This window comes from Agrobacterium sp. T29 (assembly GCF_006970545.1).
In the GTDB taxonomy this organism is placed as follows: Bacteria; Pseudomonadota; Alphaproteobacteria; order Rhizobiales; family Rhizobiaceae; genus Agrobacterium; species Agrobacterium leguminum.
This window is the reverse complement of the sequence record NZ_CP040640.1, coordinates 1,710,861-1,725,291: the sequence shown is the minus strand read 5'-3', so window position 1 is coordinate 1,725,291 and position 14,431 is coordinate 1,710,861. Positions and strand designations below refer to the sequence as shown.

Sequence of the window (14,431 nt, the reverse complement as noted above, 5' to 3'; positions counted from 1 at the left end):
CCGTGCGCGAGCTTTTGAAGGCAGAAGACATATGCAAGAACATCATGTTGTCGTCGTGGGTGGAGGCTTCGGCGGTTTGCAACTGGTACACGGGCTGGAGGGGGCCCCTGTCCGCATCACATTGATAGATCGTCGCAATCACCACCTGTTCCAGCCATTGCTTTATCAGGTTGCGACGACGGCTCTGGCGACATCCGAAATCGCCTGGCCGATCCGCCATCTCTACCGCGACCGCAAGGAGGTCACGACCCTGCTTGCGGAGGTGACCGGCGTGGACCGTGCGGCGCGGACCGTGCATTTAAGTTCGGGTCAGGTGATCGGCTTCGATACGCTGGTGCTGGCCACCGGCGCCCGCCACGCCTATTTCGGCCGCGACGAGTGGGAACGTTCCGCTCCCGGTCTCAAGACGCTCGAAGATGCGACGACAATCCGCCGCCGCCTGCTTCTGGCTTTCGAACGGGCCGAACTCGCCACCAGCGAAGAAGAACGGCAGGCGCTGCTGACCTTCGTCATTATCGGCGCAGGCCCGACGGGCGTGGAAATGGCAGGCATGATCGCTGAGCTGGCGCACAAGGCGCTGCCGGCGGAATTCCGTAATGTGGATACGAGAAAGACCCGGGTGCTGCTCGTCGAGGCTGGCCCTCGCGTTCTGCCGGTCTTCACGGAAGATCTTTCGGCCTATGCGAAGGAAGCGCTCGAAAAACTCGGCGTCGAGGTTCTGCTCGGCACACCGGTGACGGCGTGCAGCGATGAGGGCGTGACGGTGGGCGAGACCTATTACCCCTGCCGCACCGTGGTCTGGGCCGCCGGCGTGCAGGCGTCGCCCGCCGCTAAATGGCTCAATGCCCCCGCCGACCGGGCGGGACGTGCCGTTGTCGGGCCGCATCTTCATCTGGAAGACGACCCGAATATCTTCGTCATCGGCGATACGGCCGCCGTCAATCAGGAAAACGGCAAGCCGGTGCCGGGCATTGCGCCCGCGGCAAAGCAGCAGGGCGCCTATGTTGCAAAGGTCATCAAGGCGCGGCTGGCTGGCCAGCCGTCACCACCGCCCTTCCGTTACAGCCATCAGGGCAATCTGGCGACCATCGGCAAACGTGCGGCGGTGATCGATTTCGGCAGGTTCAAGCTCAAGGGCGTGCTGGCGTGGTGGATATGGGGGCTTGCCCATATCTACTTTTTGATTGGAACGAGGTCGCGGCTGGCGGTGGCGTGGAGCTGGCTGTGGATTTACCTGAGCGGCCAGCACAGCGCGCGGCTTATTACCCAGAAAGAGACGTTGAAGGACGAGGCCTGAGGGCCGGGCGGGTAAATGACAAGGGCGGGAAGCATGGCTTCCCGCCCTTGTGTTATGACAGCTGCGCCAAACTACTCCTCCGTCATGCCGGACTCGATCCGGCATCCAGCCGACGCGCGTCTGCGCGGCGAGAAGAGTTTTTTCAGCCCAAGGACTTGGGCTGGCTGGACCCCGGATCTGGTCCGGGGTGACGGCGTGCGGATGTGGCGTGTGTGCCCAATCCAGGGCTCACGCGTCGAGCGACGCCATATCAATGACGAAGCGATACCGCACATCGCTCTTCAGCACGCGCTCATAGGCTTCGTTGACATCCTGAATGTTGATCGTCTCGATCTCCGAGACGATGTTGTGCTCGCCGCAGAAATCCAGCATGTCCTGGGTTTCCTTGATCGAACCGATCATCGAGCCGGAGAGATTCTTCGCGCCGATGATGAGCGAGAAGGCGTGAACCGGGATTGCATGCTCCGGCGCACCGACGACGACCATGCTGCCCTTGGGCTTCAGGAGGCCGAGATAGGCGTTCCAGTCGATGGCGACGCCGGCCGTGCAGATGATCAGGTCGAAGGTGCCGGCCAGCTTCTCGAAGGTCGAGGCGTCGCTGGTGGCGTAATAGTCCTTCGCGCCGAGTTTCAGGCCGTCTTCCTTCTTCGACAGGGTCTGGGAAAGAACGGTGATATCCGCGCCCATGGCGGCACCGAGCTTGACGCCCATATGACCGAGGCCGCCCATGCCGACAATCGCGACCTTCTGGCCGGGACCGGCGTTCCAGCGGCGCAGCGGCGAATAAAGCGTGATGCCGGCGCAGAGAAGCGGTGCGGAAGCGTCGAGCGGCAGGTTGTCCGGGATCGACAGGACATAACCTTCCTTGACGACGATCGAGTCGGAGTAACCGCCATGGGTCGCGGTCTTCGTGAAGGGATCGACGTCGTTATAGGTCTGGACGAGGCCGGGCATGTAGTGCTCGTTGTCGAGATCGCGGGTGGCGCAGCCAACGCAGGAATCGACGAAGCAGCCGACGCCGACATGGTCGCCGACCTTGAACTTCGTGACCTTGGAACCGACGGCTTTCACGACGCCGGCGATCTCATGGCCGGGAACGATCGGGTAGACGGCGTTCTTCCATTCGTTGCGGACGGTGTGGATGTCCGAGTGGCAGATGCCGGCATATTTGATGTCGATGACGACGTCGTCATCATTCGGCTCGCGGCGTTCGAAGGTGAACGGGGTAAGCGGCTTCGACGCATCGGTCGCAGCGTAACCTCTAGCAATAGCCATCTGAATATCCTTTCGGGAGTTGGGGACGACGGAATATGCGATGGAAGCGTGAGGCGGCGTTAGAGCGATCCTCCGAGCTTTTTGCACGATCCTGCAAAAATATGGTGGCGCACTCTTTGCGCGGGCCGTGCGGCTTTCTAGATAAAAGGCATCCGACGCATCTCTTCCTTCAGTTAAGGGATTCCCCCTATGTCCTTGCCGTTTAATGTCTATCAGGAGATCGCCTCCATCGCCGCGCGGCATGCTACCCAGGATGGCGAGGTGCAGACGGCAATCGACTCCCTCGGCATCAGCCGGCGCACGACGCCGAGCGCCCCATGCCACGGCAGCTATCGCCCCTGTCTCGCGCTGGTGATCCAGGGCTCGAAAAGCGTTCAATTGGGAACGGACACCATCAATTATGGCGCGGGGGATTATCTCCTGACCTCGCTTGATCTGCCGGTTGCATGGCGGGTGGTGGAGGCGAGCAGGGAGGTGCCGCATTTCTGCATCGCTCTTGCCATCGACAGCGAAAAGCTGCTCGATCTCATGCGCCGCGTGCCCATCGATCCGCCCGCCGAGCCCGCGAATGCCCAGCGCGGCATCGTCGTCAATACGGCCACGCCGGAACTTCTCGATGCGGCTATCCGCCTGTTGCGCCTGCTCGACCGTCCGGCGGATATTGCTGCCATGGCGCCGCTGATCGAACAGGAAATACTCTACCGCATTCTGACCGGACCGGCCGGCGGGCAGCTGATGAACATCATCGCGGCTGGCAGCCACGGAAACCGCATCGCCCGCGCCATCGCCTGGCTGCGCGAGAATTTCGCACGCCAGCTGCGTATCGAGGATCTCGCCGATCATATCGGCATGAGCGTCTCGTCCTTCCACCATCACTTCAAGACGATCACGGCCATGACGCCGGTTCAGTACCAGAAGCAACTGCGCCTGCATGAGGCGCGGCGGTTGATGCTGCTGGAGCGGCTGGATGCGGGCACCGCCGGCCATCGCGTCGGTTATCAGAGCCCGTCGCAGTTCAGCCGCGAATATAGCCGTTTCTACGGATTATCGCCGTCGCGGGATATTGATGCCTCGCGGGAGATCAGCGCGGCTGGGTAGTTGGGAAGGTTGTGCGTCGGTTAGTGGGTCGATGGCGGGTGGGGCTTTACCCCCCTCTGCCCTGCCGGGCATCTCCCCCTCAAGGGGGGAGATCGACTCGTGGTTGGGTCTCGCCCATCTCAACGTTTGCGAATGAAGCGGCGGTAGCGCCTCCTGCCGATCTCCCCCCTTGAGGGGGAGATGCCCGGCAGGGCAGAGGGGGGTAAGCCCCACCCACAATCGATCTGCCACCAACACAAAACCTCCTGATAAAGCTCCCCAGGCCGGCATTCACGCTGCACCGCACCGCGTCAATTCTCGTCCTCCCCCGAAGAATCCGCTTGACGGGCAAGCAGCCTCCGCTTAAATGGCGCTCGAACCGTACCGTACGGTACATTAATCGAGCCCCTGGAGTGAAAAAGACTTGGCTTCCGACCCGATCACAGCGCAGGAATTTTCGCCGCGCCAGAACGCCGTTCTGGACCAGGCATTGCGTCTATTGGTCGAGGGCGGAGAGAAAGCGCTCACCACATCGGGGCTGGCGCGCGCCGCCAACTGTTCCAAGGAAAGCCTCTACAAGTGGTTCGGCGATCGCGACGGCCTGCTGGCGGCGATGATCACCTTTCAGCAGAGCAAGGTCCGCACCTTCGAAAAGGCGGGCGACCGTGTGTCTGCGCCGCAGCTTGCCGATCACCTCGAGGTTTTCGCGCATGATCTGCTGGATGTGCTGGCGGGTGACGTGTCACTGGCGCTTAACCGTCTGGCGATAGGGCAGGCGAGCCGTGACGGTTCGAAGCTCGGCGATCTGCTCTTGGAACGCGGCCGTCGCCAGATCGACCGGCGAGCGCGTGGGCTGATCGAGGCGGGTCGCCGTTCCGGCTATCTGCGTTTCGATGATGCCGAAGAGGCGTATCGCAGTTTTTACGGCCTCATCGTTTCGGATCTGCATGTACGCATGCTGCTGGGCGAGGCGCCGGACAAGGATTTTTCCGCCCGGGCGAAGAAGGCGGTCGTCGCCTTTCTGACACTCTACGGCACGGAAAAGGTACATTCGGAACTCAGCGGCAAACCCGCCTGACATTCCGGTTCAGACAACTGAGAGACAAGCATTAGGGAAGGACCATAAAATGCGCGTTTATTATGATCGTGATGCCGATCTCAATCTCATCAAGTCCAAGAATGTCGTCATCGTCGGTTACGGCTCCCAGGGCCGCGCCCATGCGCTGAACCTCAAGGATTCCGGCGCCAAGAACGTCGTCATCGCTCTGAAGGCCGGTTCGCCGACCGTCAAGAAGGCCGAAGCCGATGGCTTCAAGGTCATGACCGTTGCCGAAGCCGCCAAGTGGGGCGACCTCCTGATGATGGCGACGCCTGACGAACTCCAGGCCGACATCTACAAGGCCGACATCGCCGGCAACATCCGTGATGGCGCTGCTATCGCTTTCGCACACGGCCTCAACGTTCACTTCGGCCTCATCGAGCCGAAGGCATCGCTCGACGTCGTCATGATCGCACCGAAGGGCCCCGGCCACACGGTTCGCGGCGAATACCAGAAGGGCGGCGGCGTTCCCTGCCTCGTTGCCGTTCATCAGAACGCTTCCGGCAACGCGCTTGAACTCGCTCTCTCCTACGCCTGCGGCGTTGGCGGCGGCCGTTCGGGCATCATCGAAACCAACTTCAAGGAAGAGTGCGAAACCGATCTCTTCGGCGAACAGGTCGTTCTGTGCGGCGGTCTCGTCGAACTGATCCGCGCCGGTTTCGAAACCCTGGTCGAAGCCGGTTACGCACCGGAAATGGCCTATTTCGAGTGCCTGCACGAAGTGAAGCTGATCGTCGACCTGATCTATGAAGGCGGCATCGCCAACATGAACTACTCGATCTCCAACACGGCCGAGTGGGGCGAATACGTCACCGGTCCGCGCATCATCACCGCCGACACCAAGGCTGAAATGAAGCGCGTTCTGCACGACATCCAGACCGGCAAGTTCACCTCCGAGTGGATGCAGGAATGGAAGGCCGGCGCTGCCCGCTTCAAGGGTATCCGTCGCAACAACGACGCCCACCAGATCGAAGAAGTCGGCGCCAAGCTGCGCGGCATGATGCCCTGGATCGGCAAGAACAAGCTGGTCGACAAGGCCGTCAACTAAGCTTCATTGCTTGCAGAAGATTAAAAGGCCGGGGCGATAGCTCCGGCCTTTTTGTTTTCGATGTGCTGTCACACGATGGCGTCTTCTTCTTCGATAATCACCGAAACCGGGAAGTGATCGGAGAACCCACCGAGATTGACGTTTTTGACCGCATCGCCTTTCGACAGGCCGAAGCGGATCGGCCCCTCATTCTTGCTGTGGCTGACCATGGCGGCAATGGCTTCGATTTTTGCCGTCTCCTCACGCGCCTTGAAGCCGCTGCTACCGGTCAGAAGCGATCGGGAAACGAGGATCTGATCGAAGATATTGGCATCGCCGTTGAAATAGAGCGTGCCGTAGATGGTTCTTGCCGTGCCCACTGAATCGACCACCGGCTGGCGCAGGTAATTCCATGTGAGATTGTAGAACATGGCCGATTGCGAGTTTTCGACATCGTCGCGCTCGCGGGTGGAATTGGCGTGGTAGCGTAGCGATGCATCGGAAGGATCGTCGTTGAAGTCGCCGAAGGCGATGACGGCGATGTCGTTGCCTTTCTCTTCCCTGATGCGCTGGTGCCAGTAGCCCAGCGTTTCACCGGCGGTCATGCGAAAACCGGCGCTTTCCACCGCGCCGCCAGAGCGTGACGGCCAGTGATTGGAGAGCGCGATAAGCTGGCGGCCGCCCTTGGTGATGAAGGTGCACTGGGTAATGTCGCGCGTGCCGGTGCGGCGCATCACGAAATGGCTGAAAATCTCGTTCTCGTTGATCAGCAGCTTTTTGCTGTCGTAGATGAAGGCGGTATCGATGCCGCGCTGGTCCTTGCTGGAATCGGCGTGCACGACCCGGTAGGAGCGCGCGGGCATGAGGTCGTTCAGATGTTCCGCCAGCGTCTCCAGAACGAAACGGTTCTCGACTTCGCAGACACCGAGCAGATCCGGTCCCGCGCCGCCGATCTGGCTTATGATCAGACCGAGCTGCTTGACCTTGGTTTTGAACAGGTCCTCGGTCCAGCCTTTCAGATCGTTCTTCAGCCGCTCGGCAATCCACGGCTCGCGCGCCGGATAACCCTCCGGCGCAAACAGGTTTTCGACATTCCAGAACGCCAGGACATATTGGGTCATGATCCGCACACCTCCGGTTGGTTTTTCAAGCCTAGTGGAAGTTTTTGCCATAACAACTTGAAATTGTCATGAAGGTGGGCGGTTGGCGCAATTTTCCCGTTTTCGGCCTTACTTCGCTGGCGGGATGACACCCTTCGTCAGAAGGAAGCAGCCATAAAATCGGGTTTCACCTGTCGTGATGACGCAATAGGCTTTTTTTGCCTGCTCGTAGAAGGCGAAGCGCTCGATGCCATACATGGGAGCGGATTTTCCTTCCGCCGCGTCGATTTCCTTCTGCACTTCCACCTGCACCGGCTCCAGCTGATCCGGCGCGCCCATCACTTCCATGCGGCCGACCGAGGGCTGCAGCGGCGTGTCGAGCGGCAGGACGGAGAGGATCGCCTTCATGGCGCGGGCTGCGGAGACGTTGTCGATATGCAGCACCTTGCCGACGGTCGTGTGGCGGGCAACAGAATCGGAAGGGAAGTTGGTGTCGGAGATTACCAGCGTATCGCCGTGACCCATGGCGCGCAGCGCGTGCAGGACATCGGCATTCAGCGCCGGGTCGATATTTTTCAGCATGTCGTCAAACTCCCATGATGCTTTCGCCGTGTTGCGGCGCGCGCGCAATCCAGCTGGAAAACCATGCCGCGTCAATCGCAAAGGTGTGATTGTGAAGCTTTGCGCAAGGGTGTATTTGGCTTTGTCCGCAAAATCGGGCCTTAAGGCAGGTCGGTTGCGGGCAAGGTGCAGGGAGGCAGAAATAATTCGAAAAACTGATAAGTCAGTATTGCTGACGTATCGACATTTCTGTAAAGATGCACGCATAAAAACGACACAAGAGGAAACGTACCCATGCTCAATTGGGAACAAATTTTCGCCACGCGCTCTTCGCGCATGAAAGCGTCCGAAATCCGCGAGTTGCTGAAGCTGCTCGAGCAGCCCGATATCATCTCCTTTGCCGGCGGTATTCCGGACCCGGCTCTTTTCCCCGCAGAGGAGTTCCAGCAGGCTTATGCGGAAATTTTTTCGGGTTCGCAGGTAAACTCAGCGCTGCAATACTCTGTCAGTGAGGGTTACAAGCCGCTGCGCGAATGGCTGGCGGGTGAAATGGCAGAGATCGGCATCGACTGCACCGCCGACAACGTCTTCATCGTTTCCGGTTCGCAGCAGGGTCTCGATTATCTCGGCAAGCTGTTCCTGTCGCCGAAGGATACGGCGCTGGTGACATGGCCGACCTATCTCGGCGCGCTTTCCGCTTTCAACGCCTATGAGCCGAATTACGACCAGCTTAATCCCGGCGGCAACCGCACGCCCGAGGCCTACCGCGAAACGGCGGCCAAGCTCGGCGGTGCGGTGAAGTTCGCTTATCTCTCGGCCGATTTCTCCAATCCGACCGGCGAAACCGTCGATCTCGCCGGCCGCGAAAAGGTTCTGGCGCTGGCCGATGAACTCGATATCGCCGTCATCGAAGACGCCGCCTATCAGTCGCTGCGTTACGATGGCGAGGCTGTTCCGCCGATCATGGCGCTCGACATCGCCCGCTCGGGCGGCATTGAGAACACCCGCACCATCTATTGCGGCAGCTTTTCGAAGACGCTCGCACCGGGTCTTCGTGTCGGTTACATCGTCGCTTCCGCGCCGGTCATTCGCAAGCTGGTGCTGATGAAGCAGGCTGCCGACCTGCATTCCTCGACCATCAACCAGATCGCCATCGAACGTGTCGCCTCGCGCGGTTTCGACAAGCAGGTCGCCAAGATCAAGGCAGCCTATAGCGCCCGTCGCGACGCGATGCTGGCCGCGCTCGACAGATACATGCCGAAGGGCACGCGCTGGACGAAGCCGGAAGGCGGCATGTTCATCTGGGTGACGTTGCCTGAGGGTATGGATGGCGCAGCTCTGCTGGCGAAATCCATCGCCACGGAAAAGGTCGCCTTCGTTCCCGGCCGGGCATTCTTCGCGGATGGCTCCGGCACGAATACGCTGCGCATCAGCTTCTCCTGCGCCAACGAGGCGATGATCGAGGAAGGCATGAAACGGCTTGGCCGGTTGATCGCGACGGCCCAGGCGGAAACGGGTGAGGCGCTGCCGGCGATTTGAGGGGCTTTGCGGCAACGACGGAGGTTGTGGCTTCACCCCCCTCTGTCCTGCCGGACATCTCCCCCTCAAGGGGGGAGATCGACTCGCGGGCAGGTTTCGCCCATCTCGATGTTTGAGACCGAAGTGGTGTCAGCGCCTCTTGCCGATCTCCCCCCTTGAGGGGGAGATGCCCGGCAGGGCAGAGGGGGGTGAGCCGCAAGCGCCAAGGGGCACTGTTCCCCTCAATCTCGACGATCCCAACAGATCACACCCCAAAAATCCTGCCTGTCACATACATGTTATGCAATCATGTTTTAGCGGTCCCACCAAACAACAGGGACTGGACCCATGAAAACGCTGCTCTCCGCTTTCACCGCCATCGTGTCGCTCGGCTTCATCGCCACCGCCGCCAATGCCGCCGATCTGGTGCTTTATACCAGCCAGCCCAACGAGGACGCGCAGGCGACCGTTGATGGTTTCAAGGCCGCCAATCCCGGTCTCGAGGTTGAATGGGTGCGTGATGGAACGCCGAAGATCATGGCCAAGCTGATGGCCGAGATCAATGCCGGCAATCCGGTTGCCGACGTGCTTCTGATCGCCGATACCGTGACGCTGGAGCGCATGAAGCAGGCTGGCCAGCTTCTCGCCCACAAGTCCGCGGAAGCCAAGAATATCGACGCCTCGCTCTACGATGCGGACGGCTTCTATTATTCCACCAAGCTTATCACGACAGGCATCATGTACAACACCGCTGCCGCGATGAAGCCGACGAGCTGGAAGGATCTGGCCAAGGCGGAAGCCAAGGGTCTGGTGACCATGCCAAGCCCGCTGACGTCCGGTGCAGCGTTGATCCATGCGCAGACGCTTGCCGCCGCAAACGGCCTCGGCTGGGATTATTACAAGCAGCTCAAGGCCAATGAAGCCATTGCCGGCGGTGGCAACGGCGCGGTTCTGAAGTCCGTCGCTTCGGGCGAAAAGGCCTATGGCGTGGTCGTCGATTACATGCCGATCCGTGAAAAGGCCAAGGGCGCGCCGGTTGAGTTCGTCTTCCCGGAAGAGGGCGTTTCGGCCGTCACCGAGCCGGTCGCGATCATCAAGGGCACCAAGCATGAGGAAGCGGCGAAGAAGTTCGTCGATTATGTGCTGTCCGAAAAGGGCCAGCAGGGCTTCGTCAAGCTCGGTTACATTCCTGTTCGCGCCGATGCCGGCATGCCCGAAGGTTTCCCGGCCCGCGACAAGATCAAGGTTCTGCCGCTCAACGCTGCCGATGCGCTGAAGAATTCCGAACAGGACCTGAAGACTTTCTCCGATATTTTCGGCTCAAAGGGCTGATATAGCGGCATGTCCCGTTCGAATGCCTATGGAAGCAGCCAGCCGCGCTGGCTGTTTCCTTTTGTGGTCAGCGTTGTTTTTGCGCTCAGCGCTCTGCCGCTTGGGCGGCTCGCCTATACCGGTATCATATCGTCACTTAACGGTGATATATGGCGGCTTCTCGCCGATCCGGCCCTTTGGGATGCGGCGCTGAACACGCTCTCCACCTCGTTTTTCGGCATGCTGATTTCGCTTTTGATCGGCGGCGCTTTCGCACTTGCGCTGACGCTTTGCGACATTCGCGGCAAGTCGATCTTAAGCTTCCTGTTCATGCTGCCCATGATGATCCCGCCACAGGTGACGGCGCTGTCGTGGATCGGCATGACCGGTCCCTCGAGCACGCTGTTGAAGGCCATCGGCCTTGCGCCGGCGATGGGCTCGCCGCAGCCGCTTTATTCGATTGCCGGCATCGCGCTTCTGCTCGGCGTGCAGCACGCGCCGCTCGTCTATCTGTCGCTGCGGGCCGGTCTGCTGGCCTTGCCTCAGGACGGCATCGAGGCCGCCAAGCTCTCCGGCGCGTCGCCGCGCCGCGTGCTGTTCGATATCATCCTGCCGCTGTCGACGCCGGGATTGATCGCCGGGGCGGCGATTTCCTTCGTCTCCAATGTCGGCAATTTCGGCATTCCGGCGATCCTCGGCATACCCGGCTCGATCTTTACACTGCCGACGCTGATCTACAGCCGTTTTGCCAGTTTCGGCACCAGCACATTCGGCGATATCGCCATTCTCTCCACCATGATCGCCATCATCTCCGTCGCCGGGCTTGCGCTTCAGGAACGGGCGATGAAGGGCAGGGATTATCGTATCATCGGCCTTTCCGGCAAGGCGGCGACCTTCCGGCTTGGGCTGTGGCGGGTGCCGGCGGAGCTTACCCTGTGGCTCGTGCTGTTCTTCATGCTGGTGGCGCCGCTGACGGCGCTGGTGGCAAGCTCGCTCGCGCCTGCCTATGGCGTGCCGCTCAGCATCAAGACGGCGACGCTGCATGCCTATGAGGAATTGCTTTACCGCCAGAGCGTGACCCGTACCGCCTTCCGCAACTCGTTGTTTCTGGCGACGGCCACCTCACTTTGCCTGCTGGCGGTGACGGTGCTGACGGCCTATTTTCTGGTGCGCGGCAAGAGCCGCTTCATGTTCCTGCTGTCGGCGCTGGTCGATATTCCCTATGCGCTGCCGGGGGTGGTGATTTCCGTTTCTTTCGTGCTGCTTTTCGCGGCTCCCATTCCGCTTGTCGGCATCACGCTTTACGGCACGATCTGGATCATTCTGCTCGCCTATTTCTCCTCCTTCTTCGCCGTCAGCCTAAAACCCATGGTCAGCGCCTTCCTGCAATTCGATCCGTCACTGGAAGAGGCGGCAAGGCTCTCCGGCGCCGGTTTCTGGCGGCGGTTGAAGGATATCATCCTGCCGCTGGTCGGGCCTGCGGCGGGGGCTTCGGTCATCCTTGTTTTCCTGATCGCCTGCAACGAGCTGACGGTTTCGGCGCTGCTGTGGTCAGCCGGCACCCAAACGCTCGGCGTGCTCATTTACAATCTCGATGACAGCGGCAGCTTCGATCTTGCCTCGGCACTTTCGGTGCTTGTCGTCATCATGGTGATTTTCCTCATGGCTCTGCTGGAAATTCTGGGGCGCTATCTGCCGAAAGGAGTGGTCCCTTGGCGAAACTGATCCTCAACCGCCTGTCGAAGAGTTTCGGTGCCGGTTCGAAACCAGCCGTGGACGATGTGTCGCTGACGGTGCGCGACGGCGGTTTTCTCGCTCTGCTCGGGCCTTCCGGCTGCGGCAAGACGACGGTGCTGCGCATGATCGCCGGTTTCGAACAGCCGACCGACGGTTCCATCCTGCTTGGCGAGCGGGTGCTGGCCGATGCCGGCAGCATGGTGCCGCCGGAGCGGCGCAACATGGCGATGGTGTTCCAGTCCTATGCCTTGTGGCCGCATATGTCGGTTGCCGACAATGCCGGTTATCCCTTGAAGGTGCGCGGCATTTCGGGTGAGAAATATCGCGACAAGGTGCGTCAGGCGCTGGCCGCCGTCCGCCTCGAGAGCTTCGCCGATCGCCGTCCCGCTGAATTGTCCGGTGGCCAGCGGCAGCGCGTGGCGCTCGCCCGCTGCCTTGTTACCGAGCCTGACGTGGTGCTGCTCGACGAGCCGCTCGCCAATCTCGACCGGCATCTCAGGCAAGAGATGGAGGAGACATTCCGCGAGTTCCACATCCGCTCCGGCGCGACGATGATCTATGTCACCCACGATCAGGCGGAAGCCATGGCGCTGGCAACCGATGTCGCCGTGATGTCGCAGGGCAAGCTGTTGCAGGTCGCGCCACCGGCGGAGCTTTATGCGTGGCCCGAAGGCAGGCTGGTCGGCTCGCTGGTGGGGCAGGGGGCGATCGTGACATTGCCGGTGCCGGAGGGGACTTCGCGCGATCTCGACTGGACGGGGCTTCGGGCAGCGATGGAGAGCGGCAGGCAATTGCCGCAGGCGGATATTCTCGTGCGGCCGCAGGATGTGGTGCGGGATGCGGAGGGCATTGCCTGCACTGTGACGTCGGTTCTCTATGAGGGTGAGCGTTATGCCCTGCGTCTCGACATGCCGGACGGGCAGGCGCTCAGAGCCTATTCGCGGGAAGCGGTTGCAGTCGGTGATTGCCTGCCGGTCGCCATTCGCGCGGCGTGGCGGCTTTAGAGGTGGTGTCACGGGCGACCTGTCGATGCAATAATACGGCAGATCTCGCTTCTCCCATTTTATTGGGTTCCCCGTCATTCCGGCCTTGAGCCGGAATCCAGCCCACGCGCGTCTGCGCGGCGAGAGAGTCCTTTCAGCCCAAGGACTTGGGCTGGCTGGATACCGGCTCAGGGCCGGTATGACGGAGCGAAATTCAGCAATGGGAAAGAGGTAGGCAGCGCCGCACTCGTGCGAGAACACTCCACTGGCGAAACGGGTCTGGAATCGCTAATCTCGGTATTCAAAACAGGGATCATTCATGTCGCTTCGGCTTGCCACCTTCAATATCGAAAATCTCCTCACCCGTTTCGATTTCACCGGCTTTCGCAACCAGACGCGGCGCGACAGGGCGATCCAGCTTTTCGATATCAGGGACGAGGCGACCTATCAGGCGCTGGAAAGCGCGCGGATGGTGTCTTCCACAGACGACACGCGCCAGCTTTCGGCGCTCGCCATCGCCGATGCGGATGCCGATATTCTCTGCCTGCAGGAAGTGGACAACATGGCCGCGCTGCAGGCCTTCGAATATGGCTATCTCTATCGCATGGTCGGCAATGGCTACCTGCAGAAATATCTGGTCGAGGGCAATGACAGCCGCGGCATCGATGTCGCCGTCGTCATGCGCGAGGAGACGCGGGACGGCGACAGGATCGAGGTGGTCGATATCAAGAGCCATGCGGCGCTGACCTATCGCAATCTCGATCTTTTCAATCCCGCGCTTGCCGCCACAAACCAGATCGACGACAAGATTTTCAAACGGGATTGTCTGGAAATCGACCTGAGGATCGGCGGCAAGCCGCTGACGCTTTACGTCACGCATTTCAAATCCATGACCAATGCCCGCGATGCGGTCGACGCCCGCATCGCCACCATGCCGATCCGCGAGGCGGAGGCCATGGCCGTGCGCCGTATCATTGAAAACCGCTGGGGTGTGGGCAATACCCGCAACAAGAATTTCGCCATCTGCGGCGATCTGAACGATTATCAGGAGCGTGTCGCGATTTCCGGCGACAGGCGCAGCGGCTACAGCTTCACGCCCGTCGAAGAGGAGCGCAGCGCGCTCGATATCCTCTCGGCCGATGGTTTCGTGGTCAATCCGATGATGCGCCGTGATGTCATGGATCGCTGGACGCTCTACCATTCACGCGGGCCGCAGGAGCAGCATCTGTGCCAGCTCGACTATATCTGGCTGTCCCGGCGTCTGGCGGAGACAAACGCCACGCATGTTCCCGAAATCATTCGCAATGGACAGCCTTTCCGGACGATATTCCCACCGGGGCAGGAGGTCGAACGTTATCCCCGCACCGGCTGGGATCGCCCCAAGGCTTCCGATCATTGCCCCGTGGTCATGACGCTGGATTTGATCTAGGCGAAGCAAAACCCGCC

The 14,431-nt window shown here is 60.7% G+C and carries 12 protein-coding genes; 9 read left to right on the top strand and 3 right to left on the bottom strand.

The window, feature by feature from the left end:
* Positions 1-31: 31 nt before the first annotated feature.
* Positions 32-1,297, top strand: coding sequence for an NAD(P)/FAD-dependent oxidoreductase (locus FGF54_RS08820; protein WP_142779440.1), 1,266 nt, complete (start codon positions 32-34; stop codon positions 1,295-1,297).
* 228 nt (positions 1,298-1,525) lie between these two features.
* Here FGF54_RS08820 and FGF54_RS08815 read toward each other — a convergent pair whose 3' ends face one another.
* On the bottom strand, positions 1,526-2,572 hold the full coding sequence (locus FGF54_RS08815; RefSeq protein ID WP_142779439.1) for an NAD(P)-dependent alcohol dehydrogenase: 1,047 nt from the start codon (positions 2,570-2,572) through the stop codon (positions 1,526-1,528).
* A gap of 189 nt (positions 2,573-2,761) precedes the next feature.
* Between FGF54_RS08815 and FGF54_RS08810 the strand changes: the two genes are divergently transcribed.
* The 3 genes from FGF54_RS08810 to ilvC all read left to right on the top strand — a co-directional run bounded on the left by FGF54_RS08810 (position 2,762) and on the right by ilvC (position 5,796).
* A complete protein-coding gene (locus tag FGF54_RS08810; RefSeq protein ID WP_020811163.1) occupies positions 2,762-3,670 on the top strand; it encodes an AraC family transcriptional regulator in 909 nt (302 codons plus the stop codon).
* Positions 3,671-4,073: 403 nt separating this feature from the next.
* Positions 4,074-4,727, top strand: a complete 654-nt coding sequence (locus FGF54_RS08800) for a TetR/AcrR family transcriptional regulator (RefSeq protein WP_003507581.1) — start codon at positions 4,074-4,076, stop codon at positions 4,725-4,727.
* A gap of 49 nt (positions 4,728-4,776) precedes the next feature.
* Positions 4,777-5,796, top strand: a complete 1,020-nt coding sequence (gene ilvC / locus FGF54_RS08795; RefSeq protein ID WP_035260000.1) for a ketol-acid reductoisomerase — start codon at positions 4,777-4,779, stop codon at positions 5,794-5,796.
* A gap of 68 nt (positions 5,797-5,864) precedes the next feature.
* On the opposite strand, the gene FGF54_RS08790 is transcribed toward ilvC, so the two are convergent.
* Both FGF54_RS08790 and FGF54_RS08785 read right to left on the bottom strand, forming a co-directional pair.
* Positions 5,865-6,896 (bottom strand): endonuclease/exonuclease/phosphatase family protein, encoded by a 1,032-nt coding sequence (locus tag FGF54_RS08790; RefSeq protein WP_080851523.1) that lies wholly within the window; start codon positions 6,894-6,896, stop codon positions 5,865-5,867.
* Positions 6,897-7,004: 108 nt separating this feature from the next.
* On the bottom strand, positions 7,005-7,457 hold the full coding sequence (locus tag FGF54_RS08785) for an RbsD/FucU family protein (RefSeq protein WP_003522400.1): 453 nt from the start codon (positions 7,455-7,457) through the stop codon (positions 7,005-7,007).
* Between the two features lie 273 nt (positions 7,458-7,730).
* On the opposite strand from FGF54_RS08785, the gene FGF54_RS08780 reads away from it, so the two are divergent.
* From FGF54_RS08780 to FGF54_RS08755, 5 genes are all read left to right on the top strand, one after another.
* A complete protein-coding gene (locus tag FGF54_RS08780) occupies positions 7,731-8,975 on the top strand; it encodes a PLP-dependent aminotransferase family protein (RefSeq protein WP_059756777.1) in 1,245 nt (414 codons plus the stop codon).
* A 327-nt stretch (positions 8,976-9,302) separates the two neighbouring features.
* Positions 9,303-10,286: an ABC transporter substrate-binding protein gene (locus FGF54_RS08770; protein ID WP_080816585.1), complete on the top strand. Its 984-nt coding sequence runs from the start codon at positions 9,303-9,305 to the stop codon at positions 10,284-10,286.
* Between the two features lie 9 nt (positions 10,287-10,295).
* On the top strand, positions 10,296-11,990 hold the full coding sequence (locus FGF54_RS08765) for an iron ABC transporter permease (protein ID WP_142779438.1): 1,695 nt from the start codon (positions 10,296-10,298) through the stop codon (positions 11,988-11,990).
* Entirely contained in the window at positions 11,978-13,006 is a 1,029-nt protein-coding gene (locus FGF54_RS08760; protein WP_142779437.1) for an ABC transporter ATP-binding protein, read from the top strand. Before FGF54_RS08765 ends, FGF54_RS08760 begins: the two co-directional genes overlap by 13 nt.
* A 298-nt stretch (positions 13,007-13,304) precedes the next feature.
* Positions 13,305-14,414, top strand: a complete 1,110-nt coding sequence (locus tag FGF54_RS08755) for an endonuclease/exonuclease/phosphatase family protein (protein ID WP_142779436.1) — start codon at positions 13,305-13,307, stop codon at positions 14,412-14,414.
* Positions 14,415-14,431 lie beyond the last annotated feature (17 nt).

Excerpts from the sequence above, each read along its gene's own strand:
- FGF54_RS08820 (WP_142779440.1), top strand. The coding sequence starts at position 32 with ATGCAAGAACATCATGTTGTCGTCGTGGGTGGAGGCTTCGGCGGTTTG.
- FGF54_RS08815 (WP_142779439.1), bottom strand. The coding sequence starts at position 2,572 with ATGGCTATTGCTAGAGGTTACGCTGCGACCGATGCGTCGAAGCCGCTT.
- FGF54_RS08810 (WP_020811163.1), top strand. The coding sequence starts at position 2,762 with ATGTCCTTGCCGTTTAATGTCTATCAGGAGATCGCCTCCATCGCCGCG.
- ilvC (WP_035260000.1), top strand. The coding sequence starts at position 4,777 with ATGCGCGTTTATTATGATCGTGATGCCGATCTCAATCTCATCAAGTCC.
- FGF54_RS08790 (WP_080851523.1), bottom strand. The coding sequence starts at position 6,896 with ATGACCCAATATGTCCTGGCGTTCTGGAATGTCGAAAACCTGTTTGCG.
- FGF54_RS08785 (WP_003522400.1), bottom strand. The coding sequence starts at position 7,457 with ATGCTGAAAAATATCGACCCGGCGCTGAATGCCGATGTCCTGCACGCG.
- FGF54_RS08780 (WP_059756777.1), top strand. The coding sequence starts at position 7,731 with ATGCTCAATTGGGAACAAATTTTCGCCACGCGCTCTTCGCGCATGAAA.
- FGF54_RS08770 (WP_080816585.1), top strand. The coding sequence starts at position 9,303 with ATGAAAACGCTGCTCTCCGCTTTCACCGCCATCGTGTCGCTCGGCTTC.
- FGF54_RS08765 (WP_142779438.1), top strand. The coding sequence starts at position 10,296 with ATGTCCCGTTCGAATGCCTATGGAAGCAGCCAGCCGCGCTGGCTGTTT.
- FGF54_RS08755 (WP_142779436.1), top strand. The coding sequence starts at position 13,305 with ATGTCGCTTCGGCTTGCCACCTTCAATATCGAAAATCTCCTCACCCGT.